We start from the raw sequence: 26,710 nt of genomic DNA, 5'->3' as shown, positions 1-26,710 counted from the left end.
GCACGGCCGACAGATCTCAGCCAAGACAGCCAGGCGTCGGTCAGCACTCAGGGTCAGACCGCGCCCGATGGCGCCGGGGACATCCTCACTGTCAGGGCGCCGGCCTCCCGATCAGCTCCGAGACCGGGTTGCCGACGACGACCCGGACGAGGGCGGCGATCGTGGTGTCGATCGTCTCGGCGACGCGCGGCTCGGACGGCCGGAACAGGTCGACGGTGAACTGGAACAGGTCGACGGTGAACCAGCCCGGGTCCTGCCGCACGGTCGCGGCCGCCGACACCAGGGGATCGGCCGGGTTCGCCTCGAAGGAGGTGGACACCGCGTGCAGCACGATCACCACCGCCACGAGCGAGGCGATCAGGCGGACCGCCGAGGCGACCAGGGTGGACGCGCGGGTCCCGACGTCGGTGGCCACGGGGGACCGTGACACCCGGCACTGTCACGACGCCGACCACGTCACCCGACCTGGCACGGCACCGCCAGCGCCCGGTGGTCCGACAGGGGGAGCCGCACCACCTCGCCCGGGCCCGTGGCGGCCACCGGCCCCCGCCCCAGGACGTGGTCCAGCTGCCGCGTCGGCTCCTGTGCCGTGAAGGTGAGCCCGGCGGCCAGGGGGCGCAGCCCGCTGACCCGGGTGGCCTGGCGCGGTTCCATGTTGAGGTCGCCGAGGACGACGAGCGGCTCGCGCGTCCCGGTCAGCGAGCGCACCAGCCGGCGCAGCTGCACGGAGTTCCAGCCCGGCACGAACGACAGGTGCGTGCAGGCCACGGTGAACTGCCCCGACGGCCCGTCGAGGACCGCGGCGACGGCGACCCGAGGCTCGTCGCCCACCAGCGTCGGCGCCCGCGCGCCGCGGAACCACACCGGCACCCGGCCGCGCAGCGCCGGCAGCCGGACCACCCGCCAGGACACCACCGGGTAGCGCGAGAGCAGCGCGATCCCGTAGCTGGCCGAGCCCGGCTGCTCCTCGCCGGTGGCCGACATCCACGTGCCGCCAGGAGTGCCGGCCAGCGCGGCGACGAACTGCGAGTCGACGGCGCCCATGGCCTCGGCGGCCACCGCGGTGAGGTCGGCGTTCATCGAGCGGGGCTGGTCCCGGTCGACCTCCTGCAGGCCCAGGACGTCGGCGTCCAGCGTCTTCACCGCGGCGGCCAGCCGGTCGACGTCGACCCGGTCGTCCTCCGGTGAGCGCCCGTGCAGGATGTTGAAGGTGGCGATGCGCACGGAGTGCCCGTGCCCCGGCGGTGGCCGGTTCACCCGTGCGTGACCGGCCGGGCGCCGGGTAGACGCACCCCGTGCAGCCCTCCGACCGCGACGAGATCCGTGACCTCCTCAAGCGCACCGCCGTGGCCCTCAAGGAGGGCGGGGTGCCCTTCGCCCTGTGCGGCGGCTACGCGGCCTGGGTGCGTGGTGCGCCGGAGCCCGACCACGACGCGGACTTCCTCGTGCCCGACGGGGAGGCCGAGCGGGTGGTCAAGGTGCTCACCGACGCGGGCCTGCAGGTCGAGGACCCGGCCGAGGACTGGCTGACCAAGGTCGTGCAGGGCAACTCGTTCGTCGACGTCCTCTGGCGCACCTGCGGCCACCCGGTGGAGACCGACCTCATCGAGCGGGCCGAGCAGCTGCCCGTGCTCTCGGTGCACATGCCGGTGCTGGCGGCCACCGACATCCTGGTCACCAAGCTGATGGCGCTCGACGAGCACTACTGCGACTTCTCCCGCCTAATGCCGGTGGCGCGGGCGCTGCGGGAGCAGGTCGACTGGACCACGGTGAAGCGCGAGATCCAGGACAACGACTTCGCCGTCGTCTTCCTCGACCTGCTGGGCAGGCTCGGCGTGGTCGAGCCGGAGGTCGTCAGCGGCTGAGGAGCCGGCCCGGACGCGGGCGACGGCGATCAACCCGGGTGCGCCGGACGGCTAACCTGGCGCGAGCGGTGCGACCGTGCCGCCGTCCGCCGGCTCCGAGCCGGGACACCCAACAGCGACCGAGGGATCTCACCGTGCCCACCGGCAGAGTCAAGTGGTTCAACCCCGAGAAGGGGTTCGGCTTCCTCTCTCGCGAGGACGGGCCCGACGTCTTCGTGCACAAGGACGCCCTGCCCTCCGGCACCGCTGAGCTCAAGCCCGGCCAGCGGGTGGAGTTCGGCATCGTCGCCGGCCGCCGGGGCGACCAGGCGCTGCAGGTGCGCGTCCTCGACCCGCTGCCGTCGGTGGCGGCGAAGGTGGCCGCGGCCAACCGCAAGAAGCCCGACGAGCTGGTCCCCATCATCGAGGACCTCATCAAGCTGCTCGACGACGTCTCGAACAGCCTGCGTCGCGGCCGGCACCCCGACCGGGCCGAGTCGCGCAAGGTCGCGGCGGTCCTGCGCGCGGTCGCCGGCGACCTCGAGGCCTGAGGCTCAGCCGCCCGGCGTCGCGGTGGGGTCGGTGCCGATCTCGCCGCCGGCCCGCAGGAAGCCGATCGGCCACGAGCCGGTGAGCAGGCAGTCGTCGTGGGCGTCCTCGACGACGACGAGGTAGTACGCCGGCGGCACCACGTCGGAGCTGTTGATGCCGTCGAACGTCGTCGTCCCCGCGTCGACGTCGACCTCGCCGAGCTTCTCCTCGAGGCTCCCGTCGAAGACCTGCACGCTCCAGCCGTTGGCCGCGACGTCGTCGGGCACGGTCAGCGCGATCGCGGTGTCGGGGGAGACCTCGACCAGCGGCGGCCTCACGTCGTAGCGCCGGCCCTCGCCGGACCCGCAGTACTGGGTCGGCGACACGGCGACCTCCTGCGGTCCGGCGGTCACCGTCACGTCCGGGGGCGCGTCGGCGGCCGACGACGAGCCGCCGCCGCACCCGGCCAGCACGGCGGTGAGCGCGCCGGCCAGCAGGGCACCGGCGGCGCGGGGAGGGTTCGTCACGGGCGGGGTGCCTCCGGCACGGTCGGGGCGTTGGGGGAGACGGCGGGGGAGCCGGGGACGGTGGGTGCGGTCGCGTCGACCGGCGCCCACCGGCGGCGGCGCGGCGTCCAGAGGAGCAGCCCGACGGCGAGCACGAGCAGCGCGGCGGCGACGGTGAAGCCGATCCAGCCGATCGGCGGCAGCGCGATGCCGACGGCGCCGCCGAAGACCCACGCCAGCTGCAGCACGGTCTCGGAGCGGGCGAAGGCCGAGGCGCGCAGGGTCTCGGGCACCTCGCGCTGGATGATCGCGTCGAGGGCCACCTTGCCCAGCGCGTTGGCCACGGCGGACACCCCGGCGACGACGGCCGCGGTGGCCAGGCCGAAGAAGACGGCGGCGAGCACGGTGACCACGGCGGCGGCCCCGGCCGCCCAGACGACCACCCGGTCGGGGTCGGCGGCGTGCAGGCGGGAGCCGATGCCGGTGCCCAGCACGCTGCCGGCCCCGGCCGCGCCGGCGATCGCGCCCAGCGCGAGCGTGGCCTCCCAGCCGCCCTCGACGGTGGCCTGGACGAGGAACGCCGAGAAGATCGTCAGGAAGCCGCCGAGCCCGCGCAGCGCCGCGTTGGCGCGCAGCGCGAGCACCACGTGCGGGTTGACCGGCCGCCGGCGCCGGCCGGTGACGGGCACCGGGCCGGTGCTCAGCACGTCGGCGGGCTGCTCGCCGGTGGGCACGTCGACGTGGCGGGGCAGCCGGACGGCGAGCACCGCGGCGACGAGGAAGACCGCCGAGGTGGCCCACAGCAGCGGCGGGAAGTCGAACAGCCCGGCGATGCCGGCACCGATGCCGCCGAAGACGCCGGCGGTCACCAGGCCGAACACCGACAGCCGCGCGTTCGCCGACGTCAGCGACATCGCCGAGGGCAGCACGCGGGGGACCACCGCGGCGCGCAGCACGTTGTGCGCCTTCGACAGCACCAGGACGCCGAGCGCCGCGGGGTAGAGGACGAGGTCGTCGTAGTGCGCGGCCATGACCAGCGCCAGCACCGCGCGGCCCAGCGCGGCGGCGCCGATGGCCCAGCGGCGGCCGCGCTGCAGCCGGTCGAGCAGCGGGCCGATGACCGGCGCCACCAGCGCGAACGGCGCCATCGTGACGAGCAGGTACAGCGCCACGTTGCCGCGCTGGGCGTCGGAGGCGGCGGCGAAGAACAGCGTGCCGGCCAGCGAGACGGCGATCATCGCGTCGCCGGCCATGTGCACCGCGTTGACCCACAGCAGGTGGGTGAGGCCGCTCTCGGCGGCGCCGTCGGCGCGGCTGGCGGCCCGCACGCGGGCGACGGTCGCGCCGGTCAGCTCACGGGTCCGGGCGACGGCGACCCGGGTGACGGTCACCCGCGGCTGCCCGGCCCCGGGCGCCGCCTGCGCAGCCGCGTCGGGTGGAGCGGGCGCGGCCGGTGGGGGGACGGGCGGCGGCGCGTAGCCGGGCGGGAGCGCCTGCGGCGGCGGGCCGTACACGGGCGGTCCCGGGACGGTGGCGGGTCCGTACCCGGGTGGGGGGCCGTACCCGGGTGCCGGGACGTACGCGGGCGGGCCGTACCCGGGGGCCGGGACGTACGGCGGGCCGTACGCGGCGGGCGCGGGGTCCGGCGGCGGGGCGGCGGCCTGCGGTCGGGTGCCCGGCTGGGGGAGGTCGAGCGGCGCGGTGTCCATCCGGTCGGCGGGGTCCGGCTCCTGCCGCGACCGGCGCAGCAGGCCCCGGCGGGACCCGGGTGGACGCGACGACGGCACGGCCCCATGGTGCCGCACCCGTCTGGCAGTCCGGTGGGTGGTGATCACGCCGGTCGCCCGGCTGCGCGTGCCGGCCACCCGCGTCTGGGACGATGAGGCCGTGACTCCCGACTCCGTCCCGAGCGACGTGCTGACCGGCGCGGTCGACCTCGCCCGCGCGGCGGCCGAGGAGACCGCCGGCGACCCCGCGGTCGTCGGCGAGCACCTCGGCGCCGGGCCCGAGCCGGTCGGGGGCGCCGGCGGCGGACCCGCCGTCCTCGGCGAGGTGGTCACCCACTCCTTCGCCAGCCGGCTGCCGGGCTACGTGGGCTGGCACTGGGCGGTCACCCTCGCGCACGTCCCCGGTGCGGACGGGGTCACCGTCGACGAGGTCGTGCTCCTGCCCGGCGACGCCGCGCTGCTCGCGCCGGCCTGGGTGCCGTGGCACGAGCGGCTGCGCCCGGGCGACCTGTCGGTCGGCGACGTCCTCCCGGCCACCGAGGACGACCCGCGGCTGGTGCCCTCCTACACCGCCGAGGACGACTCCGCGGCCGACCCCGAGGCGCAGGCGCTGGCGAGCGACATCGGCCTGGGCCGCGAGCGGGTCATGTCCCGCGAGGGGCGGGGCGCCGCGGCCGCGCGCTGGCTGGCCGGCGACTTCGGCCCGCGGACGCCGATGGCCCGCTCGGCCCCCGGCCCGTGCGGGACGTGCGGCTTCTTCCTCCCGCTGGCCGGCTCGCTGCGCGGGCTGCTCGGCGCCTGCGGCAACGAGTACTCACCGGCCGACGGCCGGGTGGTCGCGGTCGACTACGGGTGCGGTGCGCACAGCCAGGCCACCCTGGCCGTGGGGGAGCCGGCCGAGGTCGTGACGTCGGCCCGTTACGACACCGCGGACTTCGACGTCCTCACCGACTAGCGCACCCCGCGCGCGGACCGGTCACACCCGCGGCCGGTCGATGAGCCGGGAGAGGACCACCGCGCTCTCCGTCCGCGAGACCGTGGGCATCGCCCGCAGCCGGCGCACCGCCCGCTCCAGCTCGGCGGTGTCGCGCGCCTGCAGGCGCAGCACGACGTCGGCCGTGCCGGAGATCGTCGTCGCCTGGACCACCTCGGGGACGGCGGCGAGCTGGGCGCGGACGTCCTCGGGGTCCGGCGCGCCGTCGCAGTAGACCCAGACGTAGGCCTCGACGTCCCAGTCGAGGACGGCGGGGTCGAGCACGGCCGTGAACCCCCGGATCGCCCCGCTGCGCACCAGCCGGTCGACCCGGCGCTTCACGGCGGGCGCGCTCAGCGCGACCTCGGCCCCGATGCGGCCGTAGGTGCTGCGGGCGTCCTGGAGCAGCCGTTGCACGATGGCCCGGTCCAGCTCGTCCACGTGGTCCTCCGTTGCGCGACAACCGCCCGTGACGCAACGGATCGTAGGCAGGACGCAGTCGTTCGGCCTTGGCCCGGGGGCCGGACGCTCCCTAGCGTCGACCCGTGCGCCGCCGGGCGCCCGGGAGGAGGAGCCGTGACGCTGTCGCGATCCGGGACCCCGGTCGCCGGGATGCCGCTGGAGGACGGCCGGCTGGGGCGCGCCGAGCTGGCGGTCCTCGACGCCCTCGACGTCCCGGGCCTGCACCGCACCCTCGCGGACCTGCTGCGGGTGCCCAGCGTCACGGGCAGCGACGCCGAGTCCGAGCTCCTCGCCGTGCTCGCCGACCGCGCCGCGCGCCTGGGCATGGACGTCGACCACTGGCGGATCGACGTCGCGGACCTGGCCGGCCGGCCCGGTTTCCCCGGCACGGAGGTGCCCCGCCGCGAGTCCTGGGGGCTGGTCGCGGCCACCGGCGACGACTCCGGCCCCACCGTCGCGCTGCAGGGCCACGTCGACGTCGTCCCGCCGGGTGACCGGCGGCGCTGGACCGGCGACCCCTGGACGCCGCGGCCGGCCGGGTCCCGGCTGTACGCGCGGGGTGCCTGCGACATGAAGGCCGGGGTGGCCGCCGACCTCGCCATCGCCGAGGCGGTGCTCGCCAGCGGCGTGCGGCTGCCCGGACGGCTGGCCCTGCACCTGGTCGGCGGCGAGGAGGACGGGGGACTGGGCGCCTTCGCGACGCTGGCCCGCGGGCACCGGGCCGACGCCTGCGTCATCACCGAGCCCACCAGCGGCACGCTCACCACCGCGGCCGGCGGTGCGCTCACCTTCCGGCTGGTCGTCCCCGGGCAGCCCGCGCACGGCAGTGCCCGGTGGGCCGGGCGCAGCGCCGTCGACCACTTCGTCCACCTCGACGCCGCGCTGCGGGAACTGGAGGCCGAGCGCAACGCCGCGGTCGACCCGCTGATGGCCGAGTACCCGGTCGCGCACACCATCTCGGTGGGCACCGTGGTCGCCGGGGACTGGGCGAGCACCGTGCCCGACCGGCTGACCGCGACCGGGCGCATGGGCGTCCGCCTCGACGAGGACCCCGCGCACGCGCGCGCGGCCCTGGAGGAGCGGGTGGCCGCCGCCTGCGCGGCGCACCCCTTCCTGCGCGCGCACCCGGCGGAGGTGACCTGGCCGGGCGGGCAGTTCGCGCCCGGGCGGACCCCCGCCGACGCGCCCCTGCGGGACGTCCTCGCCTCGGCGCAGGAGGCGCTGACCGGCACCGTGCCGCGCGAGCGGGGCGTGCCCTACGGCAGCGACCTGCGGCTGTACGCCGCCGAGGCGATCCCCACGGTGCACTACGGCCCGGGGGACGTCGTCCACGCCCACTCCTACGACGAGCACGTCGACCTCACCGAGCTGACGGCGGTCACGCGGGTCCTCGCCGTGGCGACCGTGCGCCTGCTGCAGGCCGGCTACTCCCCGCGCGGGTCCCGGCGCGGGCCGAGCTGGCCCTGCAGGCGCATGACCACCAGGCCGACCAGGGCGAGCAGGATGCCGACCACGCAGGTCCAGGTCCAGGCCCGGTCCACCCGGTCGCCGAGGAAGAGCAGGACGACCAGCGCGAGGGCCCACAGCGCCGCCCCGCCCAGGACCACGCGGGCGGTGTCGACCTGCAGCGGGGGAGGGGCCTGCCTGAGCGGTCCGTGCTCGCGGGGATCCGGCACGGGACGACCCTAGGTCACCCCCGGCGCGCACCTGTGCCGGGGCACGCGCGGCGTGTGGCACTCTGTCGCCGCTCGTCACCCGGCATCAGCAGTCCGCAGGAGCCCGCATGCCCGAGAAGTCCCGTCCCCCCCGCGGCGCGAGCGCGGTCGGCCGCACCGGGGCCGTCCCCACCGGGGCCGTCCCCACCGGGGACACGCCGGCCGACGTGGCGGCGGGTGCACCCCGGCCGCGGCGCAGCCCCGGCCCCCAGGTGCGGCCGCGCAACGGGCTGGACCGGTACTTCAGCATCAGCGCCCGGCGCAGCACCGTGGGCCGCGAGGTGCGGGGCGGGCTGACCACCTTCTTCACGATGGCCTACATCGTGGTGCTCAACCCGATCATCCTGTCGGGCACCGACATCACCGGCGCCTCGCTGCCCTTCCCCGCCGTCGCGGCGGTGACCGCGCTGGTCGCCGGCGCACTGACCCTGCTCATGGGCGTCGTCGGCCGCTATCCGTTCGCGCTGGCCACCGGCCTCGGGATCAACGCGATCGTCGCCGTCTTCGCCGCCACCCAACTGGCCTGGCCGGAGATCATGGGCCTGGTCGTCCTCGAGGGCCTGCTGATCACCGTCCTGGTGCTCACCGGCTTCCGGAAGGCGGTCTTCGAGGCCATCCCGCCGCAGCTGAAGACGGCGATCGCCGTCGGCATCGGCTTCTTCCTCACGATCATCGGCCTGGCCGACGCCGGGGTCATCCGCCCGGGCACCCCGCTGATCAGCTTCGGCGTCAACGGCCAGCTGGCCGGGTGGCCGCTGCTGGTCTTCGTCGTCGGGCTGCTGCTGACCGCCGTCCTCGTGGTCCGGCGGGTCCGCGGCGCGCTGCTCATCGGCATCGTCGTCTCGACCGTGCTGGCGATCGTCGTGGAGGCGGTGGCCGGGGTCGGTGCCCGCACGCCCGACGGGACCAACCCGCGCGGCTGGGCGCTGCAGGTGCCCACCCTCCCCAGCGAGGTCGTCGCCGCCCCCGACCTGTCGATCGTGGGGCAGTTCTCGCTCTTCGGCGGGTTCGAGCGCATCGGCGTCGTCGCCGCGCTGCTCATCGTGTTCTCGATCATGATCGCCGACTTCTTCGACACCGTCGGCACGATCACCGCCGTCGGCGCCGAGGGCGACCTGCTCGACGAGGACCGCAACCTGCCCGGCGCCCAGCCGGTGCTGCTGGTCGACTCCCTGGCCGCCGCGGCCGGCGGCGCGGCCAGCGTCTCGTCGAACACGACCTACATCGAGAGTGCCTCCGGCGTGGCCGACGGCGCCCGCACGGGCCTGGCCAGCGTCGTCACCGGCGTGCTCTTCCTGCTGGCCATGTTCTTCACGCCGCTGGTGCAGGTCGTGCCCTCGGAGGCCGCCGCACCCGCCCTGGTGATCGTCGGCGCGCTGATGATCAGCCAGATCCGGACGCTGACCTGGGACGACATGTCCCTGGTCATCCCGGCCTTCCTCACCATCGCGCTCATGCCGTTCACCTACTCGATCACCAACGGCATCGGTGCCGGGGTGGTCAGCTACGTGCTGCTCCGGTCGGCGGTCGGGCGGCGGCGCGAGGTGCACCCGCTGATGTGGGTGATCGCGGCGGCGTTCGTGGTGTACTTCGCACTGGAGCCACTACAGCAACTGTTCTGAGCCCGGCTAAGCGACGGTAGGGTCCCGGCCGTGACACGGTCGACGCTGGACACCGCAGCGCTCGCCCACGACCTCCGGCTGGCGGTCATGCGCTTCTCCCGCCGGCTGCGCAACCAGCGGGTCGACACCTCGGTCACCCTGACCCACCTCGCGGCGCTGTCCACGCTGCAGCGGCACGGCCCGATGAGCCCGGGCGAGCTGGCCGCGCACGAGCGGGTCCAGCCGCCGTCGATGACCCGCGTCGTCGTCGCGCTCGACGGCATGGGCCTGGTCACCCGCACGCCGCACCCGACCGACGGCCGGCAGGTGGTCCTCGAGCTGACCCCGGCCGCCGAGACGCTGCTCACCGAGGAGGCCCGGGCCCGCGAGGCCTGGCTGTCCAACCAGCTGCACCGGCTCACCCCGGAGCAGCGGGCGACCCTGCGCGAGGCCGCCGTGATCATGGAGGAGCTCGCCGGTGGGTGACGTCGACGGCCGCTGACCCGAACGCGGGGGGACCAGGTGCTCAGGGGCGCAGCCCGTTCCGCTCGCTGCACGTGCACAACTTCCGGCTCTACGCGTCGGCGAACCTGGTCAGCCTGACCGGGACGTGGATGCAGCGCATCGGCCAGGACTGGCTGGTGCTGCAGCTCTCCGGCGACAGCGGGGTGGCGCTGGGCCTCATCACCGCCCTGCAGTTCGGCCCGACGCTGCTGCTCAGCATGTACGGCGGCGTCCTGGCCGACCGCTACGACAAGCGCCGCGTCCTCGCCGTCACCCAGGCGCTGATGGGACTGCTCGCCGCCGGCCTCGGCGTGCTGGTGGTCACCGGCGCGGTCGCGCTGTGGCACGTGTTCGTGCTGGCCGGGGCCCTGGGGTCGGTGACGGCGATCGACGCCCCGGTGCGCCAGGCGTTCGTCTCGGAGATGGTCGGCGGCGACCTGCTGGCCAACGCCGTCGGGCTCAACTCGACGATCTTCAACGGCGCCCGGCTGATCGGCCCGGCGCTGGCCGGCCTGCTCATCGGCGCCTCCGGCGGGGACACCGCGCCGGCGTTCCTGGTCAACGCCGCGAGCTTCGCGTTCACGATCGGCGCGCTGGCGCTCATGCGGTCCTCGGAGCTGCGGCGCAGCGAGCCGGTGGCGCGCGCCCGCGGCCAGCTCCGCGCGGGCCTCGCCTACACCTGGTCGCGCCCCGACCTGCGGCTGGCGATGGTGCTCGCCTTCGTCATCGGCACGTTCGGGTTCAACTTCCAGGTCACGATCGCGCTCATGGCCCGCGAGGTCTTCGACCTCGGCGCCGAGGCGTTCGGGCTGCTCTCGACGACGTTCGCGGTCGGTTCGCTCACCGGGGCGTTCCTGTCCACCCGGCGCAACGCCCGCCCGCGGCAGCGCTTCCTCGTCACCTCGGCCGTCGTCTTCGGGCTGCTCACCGTCGCCTGCGGGCTGACGACCGGCTTCGTGCCCTTCGCCGTCCTGCTCGTGCCCACCGGCGCGGCGGCGCTGGTGTTCAGCGTGGCCAACAACAGCTTCGTGCAGCTCGGCGCCGACCCGCAGATGCGCGGGCGGGTGATGGCGCTGTACTTCATGTGCTTCATGGGCGGCACGCCGCTGGGCGCGCCGGTCATCGGCTGGGTCTCCGAGCACCTCGGGGCGCCGTGGGGGCTCATCCTCGGCGGCGCGGTCGTCGTCGTGGCCGCTGCCCTCGCCGGACTGTGGCTGTCCCGCGGACGGCGGGTGCGGCTGGAGGCCCACGTCGTCCCGCCCCGGCTGCTGCTGCACGTCGGCCGGGTCCGGGGGGAGCAGGTCGGCGGGGAGCAGGTCGCGGGCCGCTGACCGGCGCACCTGGCGGCGGCCCGCGCCGCCACGTACCGTCGCGGCCACCCTGCTCCCACGGAGTGCCGATGACCTCCGCCCTGCTCCAGCTCGCCGGCATCACCGCGATGCTCGTCGGCGCCTTCGCCGCGCTCGGCCTGCTGTTCCGCGTCTTCTCCGGGCAGCTCATGCTCGACATCCGCGCCCGCCGCAGGGCCCGCGAGGGGGACGTCCCCCCGCCCGCCGCGCCCCGGCCGGTGGAGGCCGTCCCCGCCGGCGCGCCCCAGGTGCGCCGGCTCGGGCTGCAGGCCGCCTACGACGACGTCCTCGCCGAGGCCGCGGCCCTGCTGGCCGTGCCGCACGCCCTGGGCACCGTGCGGCCCGGCTTCGCCCGCGACGTCGAGCGGCTCCGGCTGCAGACGGCGCTGTCCGACGCCGGCCTGGTGGTGCGCTGAGCGAGCCGGCGCCGCTGCGGCTGTTCGTCGCGGTGGCCCCGCCCGCGGAGGCGCGCGCCGACCTGGCCGCCGCCGTCGAGCCGCTGCGCGAGGTCCCCGGTGCGCCGCGCTGGGGCGACCCGGCACGCTGGCACCTCACCCTGCTGTTCCTCGGTGCGGTGCCCCCCGCGCTGCTGCCCGGCCTCACCGGCGCCGTCGGGGACGCCGTCGCGCCCACGCCGCCGGCCACGCTGCGGCTGGCCGGGGCGGGGCGGTTCGGCTCGCGGCGCCGTCCGCAGGTGTGCTGGGCCGGGGTCGACGGCGACGTCGCCGTTCTGGCCGGGCTGGCCGGCCGGCTGGCCGCAGCCGCCCGCGCGCTGGGGCTGCCGGTGGAGGACCGGCCGTTCCGCCCGCACCTCACGCTCGGCCGCTGGCACCCGCGCCGGCCCGCCGACGGCGACCTGCCCGGCCGGCTGGCCGGCTACCGCGGGCCGGACTGGCCGCTGACCGAGGTGACCCTGGTCCGCAGCGCCGCCGGGCGGCACGAGCCGCTGGACGCCTGGGTCACCAGGCGTACTCCATCGGCGCGGCCCTGAAGCCGGGGAAGACCTCGTCGAGGCGGTCGAGCTGGGCCTGCTCCAGCCGCACGCCGAGCGCGGACAGCGAGCCCTCGAACTGCTCCATCGTCCGCGGGCCGACGATCGGGGCGGTGACGCCGTCCTGGTGCAGCACCCAGGCCAGCGCGACGTCGGCCGGGGCCAGGCCCCAGTCCCGGCAGGCGTCCTCGAAGGCCTGCAGCGCCGGGCGGTGCTGCTCGATGCGCTCGCGGTTGCGGTCGGCGTGCCGGCGGTCGCCCTCCTGGTCGCCGAGGACGCCGGCCAGCAGGCCCTGCGCCAGCGGGCTCCACGGGATCACCCCGATGCCGTAGTGGCGGGCGGCGGGCAACACCTCGAGCTCGACGTGCCGGGTGAGCAGGTTGTAGTGCGACTGCTCGCTCACCAGGCCGAGGAAGTGCCGGCGCGCGGCGGCCTCGTTGGCCGCGGCCAGCTGCCAGGCGGCGTGGTTCGACGACCCGACGTAGAGCACCTTGCCCTGGGCGACCAGCGTCTCGCAGGCCTGCCAGATCTCCTCCCACGGCGTCGCGAGGTCGACGTGGTGGAACTGGTAGAGGTCGATCCAGTCGGTCTGCAGGCGCCGCAGCGAGGCGTCGCACGCGCGCACGAGGTTGCGGGCGGACAGGAAGGTGTCGTTGGGCCAGTCGGACATGCCGCCGTAGACCTTGGTGGCCAGCACCGTGCGCTCGCGGCGGCCGCTGCCCTGCGCGAACCAGGAGCCCAGCACCTCCTCGGTGCGGCCCTTGCCGGCCTCGAAGCCGTAGACGTTGGCCGTGTCGAAGAAGTTGACGCCCTCCTCGTGGGCCCGGTCCATGATCTCGTGGGAGTCGGCCTCCTCGGTCTTCCAGCCGAAGTTCATGGTGCCGAGGCACAGCCGGGAGACCGACAGGCCGCTGCGTCCGAGGTGCGTGTAGTCCACGTCCCGAACACTGGCACCCTGTCGGGCGTGCCGCAGACCGACGCCGAGATCTCCGCCTTCGACCGGGCCACCGCCGTCACCCGCACCGAGGGCGGCGGCGTCCGGGCCGACCTCGACCCCGGTTGGGACGTCGGCAACGGCGTCCTCAACGGCGGCTACCTGCTCGGCGTCGTCGCGCGGGCGGCGCTGCTGGACAGCCCGCACCCGCACCCGGTGGCGCTGTCGGCCAGCTACCTGCGCGCCACCCCGGGCGGGCCGGCCGACCTCACGGTCACCGCCGGCCCGGCCGGGCGCACCCTGGCCCACTCCACGGTCGTGCTCAGCAGCGCGGCCGGTCCCTCGCTCGCCGTCCAGGTGACGACGGCCACCCTCGGCACCGACCGGGCCGACTACACGGTCAACCCGGCGCCGCGGCTGCCCGGCCCCGACGAGTGCGTCCCCACCCGGACCAGCGAGGGCGGCCCGGCCGTCGGCCTGGCGCGGCAGCTCGACACCCGGCTGGACCCCGCGACGGCGGGCTGGACGGCCGGCCGGCCGTCGGACGTGCGGCTGCTGCGCGCCTGGATCCGGCTGGCCGACGGCCGCGACCCCGACCCGCTGGCGCTGCTGCTGTTCGCCGACGCCCTGCCGCCCACCGCGTTCGCGGTCGGCAGGCCCGGCTGGGCGCCCACGGTGCAGTTGCAGGTGCTCGTCCGCGGGCTGCCGGCGCCGGGCTGGAGCGTCGTCGAGTCCCGCTCGACGGAGGTGGCCGGGGGCTGGTCGGACGAGGAGTGCCGCATCTGGGACTCCACCGGCCGGCTGGTCGCGCAGGCCCGGCAGCTGGCCCGCGTCGCCCGCTAGTCCCGCCGGCCGGGGAGGTCGACCTCGCCGGTGAGGTAGCGCTGCAGCGTCGGCGCGACCGCGGCGACGACGTCGTCCGGGGGCGCCGAGGCCAGCGGCTCCAGGCGCAGCACGTAGCGGGTCATGACCAGCCCCACGACCTGGGAGGCGACCAGCGCGCCCCGCGCCTCCCGCTCGGCCACCGGCATGTCCAGGGTGCCGATCACCCGCCGGATGATGCGGGCCAGGACGAACTCGCGGAGCAGCCGGGCCGACCACTCGTGGTTCACCGCCGAGCGGACCAGGGCCAGGATCCCCGGCCGGGCGGGCCCGTCCCAGACCCGCAGGACCGTGCGGACCACGGCGGCACCGAGCTCGTCCGGCGGCGCGGCGAGCACCTCGGGCAGGAAGTCGTCGGGATCGGCCGGCACCTGCACCGCGGCCAGGAACAGGGCGTCCTTGGTCCCGAAGTAGTGGTGCACCAGCGCGGGGTCCACGCCCGCGGCGGTCGCGATGGAGCGGATCGAGGCGCCGTCGTAGCCGCGCTCGGCGAAGGCAGTGCGGGCCGCGGCCAGCACCGCCTCCCGGGTGTCCGGGTTGCCGGGGCGACGGCCGGAGGGCCGTCGGCGTCCTTCGCTCAGCTGCTCCTCCTCCGCAGGGTCGCCGCCGCCAGGGCGAGGGCGAGCGCTGCCGCGCCGGCCACCACGCCGACGTCCCGCCACATCGTGCCCGTCCCCGCGGCCGATCGCCCGACCTCCTGCAGGGCCTCCACGGCGTAGGTCAGCGGCAGCACGTCGCTGATCGCCTGCAGCCAGCCGGCCATCTGCTCGCGGGGTACCAGCAGCCCGCAGAGGAAGAACTGGGGCAGCACGATCACCGGCATGAACTGCACCGCCTGGAACTCGCTGCGGGCGAACGCGCTGGCCAGCAGCCCGAGCGCCACCCCGAGGACGGCGTCGACGACGGCGATGAGCACGACCAGCCACAGCGAGCCGGCGACCTCGAGGTCGTAGAGCGTCGTCGCCACGGTCACCGTGACCAGGGCCTGCACCGCGGCGGCCATCCCGAACGCGGTGCCGTATCCCAGCAGCAGGTCCAGCCGGGACAGCGGGGTGGTGAGCAGCCGCTCCAGCGTGCCGGAGGTGCGCTCGCGCAGCATCGCGATGCTGGTCACCAGGAACATCACCACGAACGGGAAGACGCCGAGCATCGTCAGCCCGACCCGGTCGAAGACCGACGGCTGCCCGGGCAGGGCCGGCACGTCGCGCCAGAGCAGGTAGAGCAGGCCCAGCAGCAGGCTGGGCAGCAGCACCATCATCGCGATGGTGCGGTGGTCGTGCCGCAGCTGCCGCAGGACCCGCCCGGTCGTAGCGGCGGTCAGCCGGGGGCTCAGGACGGCGGTCGCGGCGCTCATGCCCGGCTCACCTGCTCGCTCCCGCGGGACGCTCCGCTCCTCGCTCGTCCCTCGCTGCGATGCTCGCGTCCCCGTCCGCTCGCGCCCACCTCCTGCTGCGTGCGGACCAGGCGGAGGAAGGCCTCCTCGAGGTCGTCGGTGCCCGAGTCGGTGCGCAGCTGCGCCGGCGTCGAGTCCGACAACAGCCGGCCCTCCCGTAGGAGCAGCAGCCGGTCGCACCGGCCGGCCTCGTCCATGACGTGGCTGGAGACCACCAGGGTCGTCCCGGCGGCGGCCAGGGCGTGGAACCGGTCCCACAGGTCCACCCGCAGCACGGGGTCCAGGCCGACGGTGGGCTCGTCGAGGACCAGCAGCTCGGGGTCGCCCACCAGTGCGCAGGCCAGTGAGGCCCGGCCGCGCTGCCCGCCGGAGAGGTCGGCGACCAGCTGCCCGGCCGCGTCGGTCATCCCGACGGCGGTGAGCGCGTCGTCGGCCGCCCCGGCGCCGCGGCCGTAGAGGGCGGCGAAGTGGCGGGCATTCTCCCGGACGGTGAGGTCGGGGTAGACGCTCGGCGCCTGCGTGACGTAGCCGACCCGGGAGCGCAGGCCGGGGGAGCCGGCCGGCTCGCCGAGGACGGTGACCTCGCCGGAACGGACCCGCTGCACGCCGACCAGCGCCCGCATCAGCGTGGTCTTGCCGCTGCCGCTCGGGCCGAGCAGGCCGGTGACCCGCCCGGCCGGCACGGTGCACGACAGCTCGTGCAGGACCCGGCGGTGCCCGCGCTCGACGACGAGGTCGGTGACGGTGACGGCGTCGGTCATGGAGGCCTCCCGGTGGCGAGAACTCAACGCCTGATGAACTCAACGCTAGATGAGTTCTGCGGGCGGCGTCAACGCCCGCTGCCGCCCTCAGGCCCGTCCGAGCCCGGTGCCCAGCTCGGTGCCGAGCAGGTGCCCGCTGGTCCAGGCGCTCTCCACCTTCGACGGCGCCCGCCACCCGTCGCCGCACACGCCGATGCCGTCGGCCAGGCCGAAGGGCGCCTCGCGCGGGGCGGAGGGCTTGGCGAAGGTCCAGCGGTGCACGTGCATCCACGCCGGCGGGGTGTCGATGCCCAGCGCCCGGCGGACGGCGGTGGTGACCTCCGGCGCGGCGCGGTCGGGGTCGTCCAGGTGGGCGGCGGCGGTGCCCGGCGTGGTGTGCGCGACCAGCACCGGGGCGCCGTCGCCGCGCCGGTCGCCGTCGTCGGCGATCCACTCGACCACCACGTCGTCGTGGACGAAGACGCCGTGCAGGTCGGCCGGCCACCGGCGCTCGTCCCAGCCCAGCGCGACCGCGAGGGTGGGCTGCCAGGGGTGCTCCGCCTCCTCGCCGAGCAGCCGGGCGGCGAGGTCGGCGGGCAGCAGGCGGCGGGCCTGCGGGTCGGGCAGCGCCAGGACGGCGGCGGTCACAGCCGCGCCGTCGACCCGGGGGCCGGGCTCCACGCGCTCGACCCCGGACTCCTGGACGACGTCGAGGCCGGTGCCCAGGTCGGCGACCAGCGAGCGCAGCCCGCCCGGCGCGGCGTAGCGGACCGGGCCGCTGGTGGTGTCCCGGAGCCCCCCCGGCCCGGCGACGGCGAAGGTGTCGGTCCACGGCCGGGCCAGCCCGCGCGCCACCCAGTCGTCGACGACGGCGGCGAACGGCGAGCCGTCCCGCGCGGTGAAGTAGGAGGCGCCGAGGTCGGTGACCCGGCCGGCCAGCGTCCGGGAGGCCATGCGGCCCCCGGGACGGCGGCCGCGGTCGAGGACACGCACCGGCACACCCGCCTCCGCGAGCGCCCGGGCGCAGGCCATCCCGGCGATGCCGGCTCCGACGACGACAGTTGAGTTGGGCACCACTGGATCCTGCGGGCTGGGCGGCCGTGGCGCTCGGGGAGGATCGCAGGCGTGCCCGAGCCGATCCTCGACGTCGCCGACCCCCGGGTGTCGGACTTCCGCGACCTGCACGCCGGCGACCGCCCGGCGGGACGGGAGCGGGGGACCGGCCCGGTGATCGTCGAGGGCGTCCCGGCGGTGCAGCGGCTGCTGGCCTCGCCCTACCGGGTGCGCGCGGTCCTGGGCGTGCCCGGGCGGTTGGCCGGCCTGGACCTGCCCGGCGACGTGCCGGCCTACGAGATGGACAAGTGGGCGCTGTCGGAGCTGATCGGCTTCCGGCTCACCCGCGGCGTGCTGGCCTCCGCCGACCGACGGCCGCCGGCCGACCTCGGCGCGCTGCTGGCCGGGCCCGACCCGGCGGCGCCGCGGCGGCTGGCCGTGCTCGAGGCGCTCAACGACGCCGAGAACCTCGGCTCGATCGCCCGCTCGGCCGTGGCCCTCGGCGTCGACGGGCTGCTGCTGGACCCGCGCTGCGCCGACCCGCTCTACCGGCGCGCGGTGCGGGTCTCGATGGGCCACGTCCTCGCGCTGCCGTTCGCCGTCCTGCCGGACTGGCCGGATGGGCTGTCCCGGCTGCACGACGCCGGCTACCTCACCGTGGCGCTCACCCCGGCCCCGGACGCCGTCGACCTCACCGGGGTGGACCCACGGGCCCACCCGCGCACCGCGGTGCTGCTCGGCGCCGAGGGGCCGGGGCTCACCCCGGAGGCGCAGGCGGCGGCCCGGGTGCGCGCCCGGATCCCCATGCGCGCCGGCGTGGACTCGCTCGGGGTGGCCGCCGCCGCGGCCGTGGCGTTCGCCACCCTCCGGTGACGTGCCGGAACGGCCGCCCCGCAGGGGCCCGCGGCGAGGCTGCGAGCCGAGGGGGTCCTCCTAGTTGCGCAGGGACCAGCGGGCGAGGATGGCGCGGGCCTCCTCGGCGCGCGAGGGGTCGCACATGACGTCATAGCGGCTCGCGGTGATCTGCGAGGTGCTGGTGAAGTCGCGCTTGCCCCGGGTGGCCGCGTAGCCCATCGCGCCGAACAGCGCGCCGAAGACCAGGCCGAAGAGCAGGCCGGTCAGCACCGAGCTGACCCAGCTGGTGCCGCTCGGGGCGAAGATCCCCAGCAGCAGACCGACGAACAGACCCCACCAGATGCCGCCCGCGGCGCCGGCGGCGATCGCACGGCCCCAGGTGAGCCGGCCGGTCACCCGCTCGACCATCCGCAGGTCCGACCCGATGATCGTCACGTTCTCGACGGCGAACTTCTCGTCGGAGAGGTGGTCCACCGCCGCCTGCGCCTGCGGATAGCTGTCGTAGGACCCGACCTGGACGCCCCCGAGGGGCATGGACACCGACATCGACATGACTCGCTCCACCTCCGCGTTCCCGTTGCGCAAGAGGTACCCGGGCCGACCGGCCGGACACGTCCGACCGGTCACAGTGGGCTAGTGGTTGCGGCGGACCCCGAACACGATGTCCTCCCACGCCGGGACGCGGGCGCGCGGGTCCTCGTCCTCGCCGTCGGTCTCGCCGGTCCGCAGGACGACGGTGTCGTGCTCGGAGACGTCCTCGTCGTCGGGGACGTCGGTGTGCCGGTCGGCGGACGCCGGGCGTGACGACTCGGCGGCCGGGGGAGCGGCGGCGGCCGCGGGCCGCTCCGTGGAGGGGCGCTCCGGCACGGCGGCGCTGCGGTGCACGGGCAGCACCGGTCGCTCGGCGGGGACGCCGGGGACGACGCGGACCAGCCGGGTGCCCTCGGCGAAGTCGCGGGTGGCGGCGTCGAACGGGCTGACCGCGCGGCCGGCGAGGTCGTAGGCCCAGGCCGTGGTGCCCTCCTTGGCGCCGGCCCGCCAGGCGGCGGTGACCACCCAGGTGCCGTCGTCGGAGCGGGAGGCGTCCCAGCGGACGGCGTCGAGGTCGGCGCCGAGCAGTCGCAGCCGCTCGGCCATGAACTGCTGCAGCGGGACGCTCGGCGTGCCCTCGGACAGCCGCACCCGCGCCTCGCGCGCCTGGTCGGCGATCCGCTCGCGCTCCTGCAGCACCGGGTGGGCGAAGCGCATGATCCGCTCGACGCGGGTCCCGGAGCTCTGCGCGACCTGCTCGGGCGTCTCACCGGAGCGGATGCGCTGCTGGATGACCCGCGGGGAGAGCCCGCTGTCGACGTCCATCTGGCCGAGCCGGCGGGTGTCCCCGCGGGCGGCGGCGCGCAGCCGGTCGTCGACGGGCAGCTCGAAGCGCTCGCCGTCGTCGGTGCCGTCCCCGCCGTCGACGGTGAGGACCAGGCTCTTGCCGTCCTCGGACAGGCCCACGAGACGCAGCGTGCGCACGTAGACCTCCTCGGACGACGGGACGGGCGGACGGCTCCCGGCTACAGGGGGCCACGCGCGAGGCTATCGGCGCGAGGGGGGTGCGCGCCGCAGGTGGCCCGGCGTGGCGGCACCCGGACGGCGCTCCCCGGTCCCCGTCCGGCGCGCCGGGCGCACCTAGACTCCGCCTCCATGCTGACCGGTCCCCGGGACGACACCGGCCTCGTCCGCGACGACACCCGCGACGATGCCGAGCCCAACCCCCGCTTCCTGCCCTCCCCGGTCGACGCCGGCCAGAAGCGGCTGCCGATCGACATGGACTACGTGCAGCGGGTGATGCTCGAGCTGCTGCAGATCCCGAGCCCGTCGGGACGCACCGACCACGTCATGCAGGTCATCGGCTGCGAGCTGCGCGACTTGGGCCTGCACTTCGAGGTCACCCGCCGCGGGGCGCTCATCGCCGAGCTGCCCAGCCGCTCGCCCGGCGCCGACCGGACGGTGGTCGTGCACGCCGACACGATCGGCTGCATGGTCAGCCAGCTCAAGGACAACGGGCGGCTGGCGCTCGTGCCGGTGGGGACGCACAGCGCCCGCTTCGCCGAGGGCGCCCGGGTCACGATCTTCAGCGACGACGTCTCCGGCGACTACTGGCACACCGGCACGATCCTGCCCAACAAGGCCAGCGGGCACCGCTTCGGCGACGAGGTCGACGAGCAGGGCGTGGGCTGGGACCACGTCGAGGTGCGCGTGGACGAGGTCGTGCACAGCCGCGCCGACCTCGAGCGCCGCGGCATCCAGGTGGGCGACTTCGTGGCGATCGACGCGCAGCCGGTGGTCACCGCCAGCGGGTTCGTCAACTCCCGGCACCTCGACGACAAGGCCGGCATCGCCGCGGCGCTCGGCGCGTTCAAGGCCATCGTCGACCACGGCGTCCAGGTGCCGGTGACGGCACACCTGCTGGTCACCATCGCCGAGGAGGTCGGCCTGGGCGCCAGCCACGGCCTCGACGCCGACGTCGCCGAGCTCGTCTCCATCGACACCTCGGTGGTCGCGCCGGGGCAGGCGTCCTCCGAACACTGCGTGAACATCGCGATGCAGGACTCGACCGGGCCCTTCGACTACCACCTGACCCGGCACCTGATCGACCTGTGTCGGGTGCACGAGGTGCCGCACCGCCGCGACGTCTACAAGTACTACCGGTCCGACGCCGCCTCGGCCCTGGAGGCCGGCGCCAACACCCGCGCGGCGCTGGTCGGCTTCGGCATCGACGGCAGCCACGGCAACGAGCGCACCCACCTCGACGGCATCCGCAGCACCGCTGAGCTCATCGCGCTCTACCTGCAGACCGACCTGACCTTCCGCAGCTGGGACCGCACACCCACCGGCGACCTGCGGGACTTCCCGAGCACCGCCGTCCAGCCGGCCGACGGCGAGATCGCCCGGTGAGGACCCCCTTGCCCCCCACCGCTCGCACGCTCGCGGCGGTCCCCTGCAAGGGGGCCACCGCGGCTACAGCCGCTCGACGACGTGGTCGATGCAGGCGGTCAGCGCGCTGACGTCGTCGGGGTCGACGGCGGGGAACATGCCCACGCGCAGCTGGTTGCGGCCGAGCTTGCGGTAGGGCTCGACGTCGACCACGCCGTTGGCCCGCAGCACCTTCGCCACCTGCGCCGCGTCGACGGCCTCGTCGAAGTCGACCGTCCCGACGACGAGGCTGCGCTGCGACGGGTCGGCGACGAACGGCGTCGCGTACGGCGACTTCTCCGCCCACCCGTAGAGCCGCCCGGAGGAGTCCTGGGTCCGCGCCACGGCGCCGGAGAGGCCGCCGAGGCCGAGCATCCAGCGCACCTGGTCGGCGAGCAGGAACAGCGTCGCCACCGCCGGGGTGTTGTACGTCTGGTCCTTCGCCGAGTTGTCGACGGCGGTCGACAGGTCGAGGAACCCGGGGATCCACCGCCCCGACGCCTTGATCTCGGCCACTCGCTCGAGCGCAGCCGGGCTCATCAGCGCGATCCACAGGCCGCCGTCGGAGGCGAAGGACTTCTGCGGGGCGAAGTAGTACGCGTCGGCCTGCGTGACGTCGACCGGCAGGCCGCCGGCGCCGCTGGTGGCGTCGACGAGCACCAGCGCGTCGTCGTCGGCGCCGGAGGGGCGCACCACCGGGGCCATGACCCCGGTCGAGGTCTCGTTGTGCGCCCACGCGTACGTGTCGACGCCCGGCTGCCCCTCCGGCAGGGCCAGCGTCCCCGGCCGGCCGGTGACGACGACCGGCTCCTCGAGGAACGGCGCCCCGGCGACCCCGGAGGCGAACTTCGCCGAGAACTCGCCGTAGGTGCCGTGCGCGCTGCGCCGCCGGATCAGCCCGAACGCCGCGACGTCCCAGAACGCCGTGCTCCCCCCGTTGCCCAGCACGACCTCGTAGCCCTCGGGCAGGCCGAACAGCTCGGCCAGCCCCTCGCGCACCTGGCGGACCAGCCCCTTGACCGGGGCCTGGCGGTGGGAGGTGCCCATGAGCCCGGCCCCGTCGGTGGCCAGTGCCTGCAGCGCCTCGGGGCGGACCTTGGAGGGACCGCACCCGAAGCGGCCGTCGGCGGGCAGCAGGCCGGCGGGGATCTCGATGCTCATGCGCGGGGCGCTCCGTTCAGGCGGGCGTGGCCTGGTCGACGGCCTTGACCGTGATGGTGTCGAAGCCCTCGACCTCCTCGGGCTTGCGTGCCGCCGGACCCACGTAGCGGGCCGACGGGCGCACGAGGCGGCCGGTCTGCTTCTGCTCGAGGATGTGCGCGCACCAGCCGGCGGTGCGGGCACAGGTGAACATCGAGGTGAACATGTGGCTCGGGACCTCGGCGAAGTCCAGGACGATGGCCGCCCAGAACTCCACGTTGGTCTCGATCGGCCGGTCGGGGCGCCGCTCGCGCAGCTCCTTGAGCGCCGCCTGCTCCAGGGCCAGCGCAGCGTCGAAGCGGGGGGCACCCAGCTCCTTGGCGGCCTTGCGCAGGGTGCGGGCGCGGGGGTCCTCGGCGCGGTACACGCGGTGCCCGAAGCCCATGAGCCGCTCCTTGCGGTCGAGCAGGCCCTTCACGTACTTCTCCGCGTCGCCCTCCTGCTCGACGCCGTCGAGCATGTGCAGCACGCGGGAGGGGGCGCCGCCGTGCAGCGGGCCGGACATCGCGCCGATGGCGCCGGACATCGCGGCGGCGACGTCGGCACCGGTGGAGGCGATGACGCGGGCGGTGAAGGTGGAGGCGTTCATGCCGTGCTCGGCGGCCGACGTCCAGTAGGCGTCGACGGCGGCGACGTGGCGGGGGTCGGGCTCGCCGCGCCAGCGGACCATGAAGCGCTCGACGATGGTGGCGGCCTCGTCGATGCGGCTCTGCGGCACGGCCGGCGTGCCGATGCCGCGGGCGGACTGCGCGACGTAGGACAGCGCCATCACCGCGGCGCGGGCCAGCTGGTCGCGGGCCTCCTCGTCGCTGATGTCCAGCAGCGGGCGGTAGCCCCAGAACGGGGCCAGCATCGCCAGCGCGGCCTGCACGTCGACGCGCACGTCGCCGCTGTGCACCGGGATCGGGAACGGCTCGGCCGGGGGGAGGCCGGGGCCGAACTTGCCGTCGACCAGTAGCGCCCAGACGTTGCCGAAGGTGATCTTGCCGACCAGGTCCTCGATGTCGACCCCGCGGTAACGCAGGGACCCGCCGTCCTTGTCGGGCTCGGCGATCGTGGTCTCGAAGGCGATGACGCCCTCGAGGCCGGGTACGAAGTCGTCGGCCATCTCGCATGCTCCTCTGCGCGCGGACCTCGTGCCCGCACGTTCCGCGGGGCACGACTGCACCGCGACCCTAGGCCCAGCGGTCGCACCCGTCACACGGGGGGCTGCCGTCCAGCGGGAGCCGCCCGGCGCCCCCTCGCGGCGGCGGTGTCAGCATGGCGGGGTGGCCGACCTCTCCCGCATGCGCAGGGACTACGACCGCCCGGGGCTGCGCGAGGAGGACCTCGCGCCCACCTGGGTCGAGCAGTTCGACCGCTGGTTCCGGGACGTCGTCGCCGCCGACGTCCCCGACCCGAACGCGGTGGTCGTGGCCACGGCCGACGCCGACGGCGCCCCGGACGCGCGGATCGTCCTGCTCAAGGGCTACGACGAGGCCGGCTTCGTCTTCGGCACCAGCTACGCCTCGGCCAAGGGTGCGCAGCTGGCCGCCAACCCGCGCGCGGCGCTGGTCTTCCCCTGGCACGCGCTGCAGCGCCAGGTGCGGGTGACCGGCACCGTCGAGCGCATCGGCGACGGCGCCTCCGACGGCCTGTGGGACCCCCGCCCGCGGGAGGCGCAGCTGGCCGCCGTCGCCTCGGTGCAGTCCACCGTCGTCGACTCCCGCGAGGAGCTCGAGGCGCGGGTGCGGCTGCTCGACGAGGAGACGACGACGGAGAAGGTGCCGCGGCCGCCGGTCTGGGGCGGCTACCGGGTGGTGCCGCACAGCATCGAGTTCTGGCAGGGCGGGCCGGGGCGGCTGCACGACCGGCTGCGCTTCGTCCGCGACGACGAGGAGGGCGGCGGCTGGGTCCTCCAACGCCTGGCCCCGTGACGGCGCACGGGACGCCCGGGGAGCAGCTGCCCGTCGATCCCGTCGAGGGGGCCGGGAAGGTCGCCGAGCCCGTGCCGGTGCGCCGCCGCCCCACGTCGTCGAGGGGCTGGGCGATCGACACCAGCCCGCTGCACAACCCCGGCTACCGGCGGCTGTTCTGGGGTGTGGCGGCCACGATGCTCGGCCAGCAGATGACGCTGGTCGCCGTCCCGTTCCAGGTCTACGACCTCACCGGGTCCTCGCTGCTGGTGGGGGTGACGTCGATCGTCGCGCTCGTGCCGCTCGTCGTCTTCGGGCTGCTGGGCGGCGCGATCGCCGACGCCATGGACCGCCGCAGGCTCATGCTGGTCACCGGGGCGGGGTCGGCGGTGACCAGCGCGCTGCTGGCGGTGCAGGCGCTGCTGCCCGGCGGCGGGAACATCTGGCTGCTCTGGGTGCTCGTCGCCGCGGTCTCGGGGTTCACGGCCGTCAACCAGCCCACCCGCAGCGCGGTCATCCCCGCGCTCGTCGGCACTGCGGGCGTCCCCGCGGCGAACGCGCTGGCGATGACCGTGCGCCAGGTCGGCGTCATCGCCGGGCCGCTGCTGGCCGGGGTGCTCATCAGCCTCGGCGACCTCTTCCTGGCCTACGCCGTCGACGCGCTCGGGTTCCTGGTCGCCGTCCTGCTGTTGCGCGGCCTGCCGCCGCTGCCGCCGGCCGGGCGGACCGGCCCGCTGCGCCTGGGTGCCGCCGTCCGCGGGGTGGGGGAGGGTTTCACGTTCCTCCGCACCCAGCCGGTGCTCCTCATGACCTTCGTCGTCGACGTGATCGCGATGCTCTTCGCCTGGCCGCAGGCGGTGTTCCCCGAGCTGTCGGAGACGCGCTTCGAGGGGTCGCCGAACGGTCTCGGGTGGCTGTTCGCCGGCGTCTCCGTCGGTGCCCTGCTCATGGGGCTGACCTCGGGCTGGGTCTCGCGGGTCGACCGGCAGGGCGCCGTCGTGCTCGCCGCCATCGTGGTGTGGGGGATCGCGATCATCGGCTTCGGCCTGGCGTCCACCCTGTGGCTGGCCGTCCTCTGCCTGGCCGTCGCCGGCGCGGGCGACATGGTCAGCGCCGTGCTGCGCTCGTCGATGCTGCAGACCGCCGCACCCGACGACATGCGCGGGCGGATGCAGGGCGTCTTCCTCGTCGTCGTCGCCGGCGGCCCGCGGCTGGGCGACCTGCGCGCCGGGGCGATCGCCAGCGCGGCGGGCGTGAGCGTGGCGATGGTCTCCGGCGGGATCGTCGTCGTGGTCGCGATGGTCGTCGTCGCGCTGGTGGTGCCCTCGTTCCTGCACTTCCGCGCCTCGCGCACGGCCGGCTAGGGGGACTGCCGGGCCGCCGGGGAGTCCTCCGCCACGTGCAGGTCCACCTCGATGTTGCCGACGGTGGCGCGCGAGTACGGGCAGACGGTGTGGGTGCGCTCCATCAGCGCCCGCGCCTGCTCCGCGTCCAGGGCGGGCAGGGAGCCGGTGAGCTCGACGCCGAGGCCGAAGTCGCCGGCCTCGCCGCGCAGGAAGTGCACCCGCGCGGTGACCGACGAGCCCTGCAGCGCCCGCGGTGTCAGCCCGAGCGGCTCGAGCGCGAAGCGCATCGCGCTGTGGAAGCAGGCGGCGAAGCCCGCGGCGAACAGCTGCTCGGGATTGGTGCCCGGGCCGCCGTCGCCGCCCATCTCGGCGGGGCGGGACAGCTGCACCTGCAGCCGCCCGTCGGAGCTGGCGACCTCCCCGGTGCGTGCGCCGGTCGCGGTGGCCTGCGCCGTGTAGATCGGGTGCATGCCGTCTCCCACGGGTCCTCCTACGCCAGGGCCCCGGCCACCACGCGCAGGTCGGCGACCAGCGCGTCGTAGGCCTTGGGGCGGTCCTCGTCGGGCACGCGCAGCACCGCCGAGGGGTGCGCGGTGGCCAGCATCCAGGTCTGTGCCGGGGCGTCCTCGTCGGGCTCGTCGTCGCCGAGCTCGGCCCGGGCGACGCCCGGCGGCGTCCAGGGCATGAGCACGCCGCGCTCCTTGGTGATCCGGAACGACGGCGAGATCAGCGCCTTGGCGGCGGTCGCGCCCAGGCAGACGACGACCTCGGGCTTGAGGACCTCGAACTCCGCCTCCAGCCACGGCCGGCAGGCCCGGATGTGCTCCGCCCCCGGCGACTGGTGGATCCGCCGCTTGGGCGTGGGCGTGAACCGGAAGTGCTTGACGGCGTTGGTGACGTAGGCGTCGCCCCGCTCGATCCCGGCGTCGGCGAGCGCCCGGTCCAGCAGCCGGCCGGCCGGGCCGACGAACGGCTCGCCCCTGCGGTCCTCCTGGTCGCCGGGCTGCTCGCCGACGAACACGATCCGCGCGGTCTCCGGGCCCTCCCCGAACACGGTCTGGGTCGCCGGTTCCCACAGCTCGCAGGCCCGGCACCCGGCCGCTGCCTGCCGCAGGCCGTCCAGCCCGACACCCGACGGTGGGCTGGCGGGGACGTTCTCCTGGCTCATGCCCCGATGACACCGCAGGTCGGGGCCGGGCGCGAGGCGGGACCGATAGCGTCGGCGCGCACGGGGACCTCAGGACGGAGGAG

The 26,710-nt window shown here is 75.6% G+C and carries 30 protein-coding genes; 14 read left to right on the top strand and 16 right to left on the bottom strand.

Going from position 1 to position 26,710, the window contains the following annotated elements; all coding sequences use genetic code 11:
* Positions 1 to 91: 91 nt before the first annotated feature.
* Both BM414_RS25885 and BM414_RS25880 read right to left on the bottom strand, forming a co-directional pair.
* Positions 92 to 415, bottom strand: coding sequence for a hypothetical protein (locus BM414_RS25885; RefSeq protein WP_093584338.1), 324 nt, complete (start codon positions 413 to 415; stop codon positions 92 to 94).
* A 41-nt stretch (positions 416 to 456) separates the two neighbouring features.
* Complete coding sequence (locus tag BM414_RS25880) at positions 457 to 1,224, bottom strand: endonuclease/exonuclease/phosphatase family protein (protein WP_093584360.1); 768 nt, start codon at positions 1,222 to 1,224, stop codon at positions 457 to 459.
* A gap of 71 nt (positions 1,225 to 1,295) precedes the next feature.
* Here BM414_RS25880 and BM414_RS25875 point away from each other — a divergent pair, with 71 nt between their 5' ends.
* Together BM414_RS25875 and BM414_RS31955 are read left to right on the top strand one after the other, a co-directional pair.
* Positions 1,296 to 1,865 carry a nucleotidyltransferase family protein gene (locus BM414_RS25875; RefSeq protein WP_093584336.1) on the top strand — a complete coding sequence of 190 codons (570 nt, stop codon included), beginning with the start codon at positions 1,296 to 1,298 and terminating at the stop codon, positions 1,863 to 1,865.
* Positions 1,866 to 1,999: 134 nt separating this feature from the next.
* Positions 2,000 to 2,395, top strand: coding sequence for a cold-shock protein (locus tag BM414_RS31955; RefSeq protein WP_093584334.1), 396 nt, complete (start codon positions 2,000 to 2,002; stop codon positions 2,393 to 2,395).
* A 3-nt stretch (positions 2,396 to 2,398) separates the two neighbouring features.
* Here BM414_RS31955 and BM414_RS25865 read toward each other — a convergent pair whose 3' ends face one another.
* Positions 2,399 to 2,902 (bottom strand): DUF2771 family protein, encoded by a 504-nt coding sequence (locus tag BM414_RS25865; protein WP_245784999.1) that lies wholly within the window; start codon positions 2,900 to 2,902, stop codon positions 2,399 to 2,401.
* Positions 2,899 to 4,668 (bottom strand): MFS transporter, encoded by a 1,770-nt coding sequence (locus BM414_RS25860; RefSeq protein ID WP_245784998.1) that lies wholly within the window; start codon positions 4,666 to 4,668, stop codon positions 2,899 to 2,901. Before BM414_RS25860 ends, BM414_RS25865 begins: the two co-directional genes overlap by 4 nt.
* A 100-nt stretch (positions 4,669 to 4,768) precedes the next feature.
* Here BM414_RS25860 and BM414_RS25855 point away from each other — a divergent pair, with 100 nt between their 5' ends.
* Entirely contained in the window at positions 4,769 to 5,563 is a 795-nt protein-coding gene (locus tag BM414_RS25855; protein ID WP_093584358.1) for a DUF3027 domain-containing protein, read from the top strand.
* A gap of 21 nt (positions 5,564 to 5,584) precedes the next feature.
* Here BM414_RS25855 and BM414_RS25850 read toward each other — a convergent pair whose 3' ends face one another.
* Positions 5,585 to 6,022 (bottom strand): Lrp/AsnC family transcriptional regulator, encoded by a 438-nt coding sequence (locus BM414_RS25850; RefSeq protein WP_093584332.1) that lies wholly within the window; start codon positions 6,020 to 6,022, stop codon positions 5,585 to 5,587.
* A gap of 135 nt (positions 6,023 to 6,157) precedes the next feature.
* On the opposite strand from BM414_RS25850, the gene BM414_RS25845 reads away from it, so the two are divergent.
* From BM414_RS25845 to thpR, 6 genes are all read left to right on the top strand, one after another.
* A complete protein-coding gene (locus BM414_RS25845) occupies positions 6,158 to 7,732 on the top strand; it encodes an ArgE/DapE family deacylase (protein WP_425432376.1) in 1,575 nt (524 codons plus the stop codon).
* A gap of 94 nt (positions 7,733 to 7,826) precedes the next feature.
* Positions 7,827 to 9,380: an NCS2 family permease gene (locus tag BM414_RS25835; protein ID WP_093584331.1), complete on the top strand. Its 1,554-nt coding sequence runs from the start codon at positions 7,827 to 7,829 to the stop codon at positions 9,378 to 9,380.
* Between the two features lie 30 nt (positions 9,381 to 9,410).
* Positions 9,411 to 9,845 (top strand): MarR family winged helix-turn-helix transcriptional regulator, encoded by a 435-nt coding sequence (locus tag BM414_RS25830; protein ID WP_175551813.1) that lies wholly within the window; start codon positions 9,411 to 9,413, stop codon positions 9,843 to 9,845.
* Positions 9,842 to 11,194 carry an MFS transporter gene (locus tag BM414_RS25825; RefSeq protein ID WP_093584330.1) on the top strand — a complete coding sequence of 451 codons (1,353 nt, stop codon included), beginning with the start codon at positions 9,842 to 9,844 and terminating at the stop codon, positions 11,192 to 11,194. The genes BM414_RS25830 and BM414_RS25825 overlap by 4 nt, the downstream gene beginning before the upstream one ends.
* Positions 11,195 to 11,262: 68 nt before the next feature.
* Positions 11,263 to 11,628 carry a hypothetical protein gene (locus BM414_RS25820; RefSeq protein WP_093584329.1) on the top strand — a complete coding sequence of 122 codons (366 nt, stop codon included), beginning with the start codon at positions 11,263 to 11,265 and terminating at the stop codon, positions 11,626 to 11,628.
* On the top strand, positions 11,625 to 12,203 hold the full coding sequence (gene thpR, locus BM414_RS25815; RefSeq protein ID WP_093584328.1) for an RNA 2',3'-cyclic phosphodiesterase: 579 nt from the start codon (positions 11,625 to 11,627) through the stop codon (positions 12,201 to 12,203). Before BM414_RS25820 ends, thpR begins: the two co-directional genes overlap by 4 nt.
* Here thpR and BM414_RS25810 read toward each other — a convergent pair.
* Complete coding sequence (locus BM414_RS25810; protein WP_093584327.1) at positions 12,172 to 13,140, bottom strand: aldo/keto reductase; 969 nt, start codon at positions 13,138 to 13,140, stop codon at positions 12,172 to 12,174. The genes thpR and BM414_RS25810 overlap by 32 nt on opposite strands.
* Positions 13,141 to 13,167: 27 nt before the next feature.
* Here BM414_RS25810 and BM414_RS25805 point away from each other — a divergent pair, with 27 nt between their 5' ends.
* Complete coding sequence (locus tag BM414_RS25805; RefSeq protein WP_093584326.1) at positions 13,168 to 13,980, top strand: thioesterase family protein; 813 nt, start codon at positions 13,168 to 13,170, stop codon at positions 13,978 to 13,980.
* On the opposite strand, the gene BM414_RS25800 is transcribed toward BM414_RS25805, so the two are convergent.
* From BM414_RS25800 to BM414_RS25785, 4 genes are all read right to left on the bottom strand, one after another.
* Positions 13,977 to 14,537, bottom strand: a complete 561-nt coding sequence (locus BM414_RS25800) for a TetR/AcrR family transcriptional regulator (RefSeq protein WP_093584325.1) — start codon at positions 14,535 to 14,537, stop codon at positions 13,977 to 13,979. The two genes, BM414_RS25805 and BM414_RS25800, sit on opposite strands and share 4 nt — an antisense overlap.
* Before the next feature lie 59 nt (positions 14,538 to 14,596).
* Positions 14,597 to 15,373 carry an ABC transporter permease gene (locus BM414_RS25795; RefSeq protein ID WP_217644938.1) on the bottom strand — a complete coding sequence of 259 codons (777 nt, stop codon included), beginning with the start codon at positions 15,371 to 15,373 and terminating at the stop codon, positions 14,597 to 14,599.
* Positions 15,370 to 16,173, bottom strand: coding sequence for an ABC transporter ATP-binding protein (locus BM414_RS25790; RefSeq protein WP_093584324.1), 804 nt, complete (start codon positions 16,171 to 16,173; stop codon positions 15,370 to 15,372). The genes BM414_RS25795 and BM414_RS25790 overlap by 4 nt, the downstream gene beginning before the upstream one ends.
* 87 nt (positions 16,174 to 16,260) lie before the next feature.
* Complete coding sequence (locus tag BM414_RS25785; RefSeq protein WP_245784996.1) at positions 16,261 to 17,226, bottom strand: NAD(P)/FAD-dependent oxidoreductase; 966 nt, start codon at positions 17,224 to 17,226, stop codon at positions 16,261 to 16,263.
* A 51-nt stretch (positions 17,227 to 17,277) separates the two neighbouring features.
* Here BM414_RS25785 and BM414_RS25780 point away from each other — a divergent pair, with 51 nt between their 5' ends.
* Positions 17,278 to 18,078 (top strand): TrmH family RNA methyltransferase, encoded by an 801-nt coding sequence (locus tag BM414_RS25780; RefSeq protein ID WP_093584322.1) that lies wholly within the window; start codon positions 17,278 to 17,280, stop codon positions 18,076 to 18,078.
* A gap of 60 nt (positions 18,079 to 18,138) precedes the next feature.
* On the opposite strand, the gene BM414_RS25775 is transcribed toward BM414_RS25780, so the two are convergent.
* Both BM414_RS25775 and sepH read right to left on the bottom strand, forming a co-directional pair.
* Complete coding sequence (locus BM414_RS25775) at positions 18,139 to 18,612, bottom strand: YflT domain-containing protein (protein WP_093584320.1); 474 nt, start codon at positions 18,610 to 18,612, stop codon at positions 18,139 to 18,141.
* 81 nt (positions 18,613 to 18,693) lie between these two features.
* On the bottom strand, positions 18,694 to 19,575 hold the full coding sequence (gene sepH, locus BM414_RS25770; RefSeq protein WP_093584319.1) for a septation protein SepH: 882 nt from the start codon (positions 19,573 to 19,575) through the stop codon (positions 18,694 to 18,696).
* Positions 19,576 to 19,746: 171 nt separating this feature from the next.
* Between sepH and BM414_RS25765 the strand changes: the two genes are divergently transcribed.
* Positions 19,747 to 21,000: an osmoprotectant NAGGN system M42 family peptidase gene (locus BM414_RS25765; RefSeq protein WP_093584318.1), complete on the top strand. Its 1,254-nt coding sequence runs from the start codon at positions 19,747 to 19,749 to the stop codon at positions 20,998 to 21,000.
* Between the two features lie 63 nt (positions 21,001 to 21,063).
* On the opposite strand, the gene serC is transcribed toward BM414_RS25765, so the two are convergent.
* Complete coding sequence (gene serC, locus BM414_RS25760) at positions 21,064 to 22,179, bottom strand: phosphoserine transaminase (protein ID WP_093584317.1); 1,116 nt, start codon at positions 22,177 to 22,179, stop codon at positions 21,064 to 21,066.
* A gap of 16 nt (positions 22,180 to 22,195) precedes the next feature.
* Positions 22,196 to 23,326, bottom strand: a complete 1,131-nt coding sequence (locus BM414_RS25755) for a citrate synthase 2 (RefSeq protein WP_093584316.1) — start codon at positions 23,324 to 23,326, stop codon at positions 22,196 to 22,198.
* A gap of 160 nt (positions 23,327 to 23,486) precedes the next feature.
* Between BM414_RS25755 and pdxH the strand changes: the two genes are divergently transcribed.
* Both pdxH and BM414_RS25745 read left to right on the top strand, forming a co-directional pair.
* Entirely contained in the window at positions 23,487 to 24,134 is a 648-nt protein-coding gene (gene pdxH, locus BM414_RS25750) for a pyridoxamine 5'-phosphate oxidase (protein ID WP_093584315.1), read from the top strand.
* Positions 24,131 to 25,477: an MFS transporter gene (locus BM414_RS25745; protein ID WP_245784995.1), complete on the top strand. Its 1,347-nt coding sequence runs from the start codon at positions 24,131 to 24,133 to the stop codon at positions 25,475 to 25,477. Before pdxH ends, BM414_RS25745 begins: the two co-directional genes overlap by 4 nt.
* Here BM414_RS25745 and BM414_RS25740 read toward each other — a convergent pair.
* Positions 25,474 to 25,941, bottom strand: a complete 468-nt coding sequence (locus BM414_RS25740) for an organic hydroperoxide resistance protein (protein ID WP_245784994.1) — start codon at positions 25,939 to 25,941, stop codon at positions 25,474 to 25,476. The two genes, BM414_RS25745 and BM414_RS25740, sit on opposite strands and share 4 nt — an antisense overlap.
* A gap of 8 nt (positions 25,942 to 25,949) precedes the next feature.
* Positions 25,950 to 26,627: a UdgX family uracil-DNA binding protein gene (locus BM414_RS25735; protein ID WP_093584313.1), complete on the bottom strand. Its 678-nt coding sequence runs from the start codon at positions 26,625 to 26,627 to the stop codon at positions 25,950 to 25,952.
* Between the last annotated feature and the right edge of the window lie 83 nt (positions 26,628 to 26,710).

The sequence above is a fragment of the Geodermatophilus amargosae genome (genome assembly GCF_900116515.1).
In the GTDB taxonomy this organism is placed as follows: domain Bacteria; phylum Actinomycetota; class Actinomycetes; order Mycobacteriales; family Geodermatophilaceae; genus Geodermatophilus; species Geodermatophilus amargosae.
The sequence above is the reverse complement of the archived record's forward strand: the minus strand, read 5'-3'. Positions and strand labels throughout refer to the sequence as shown.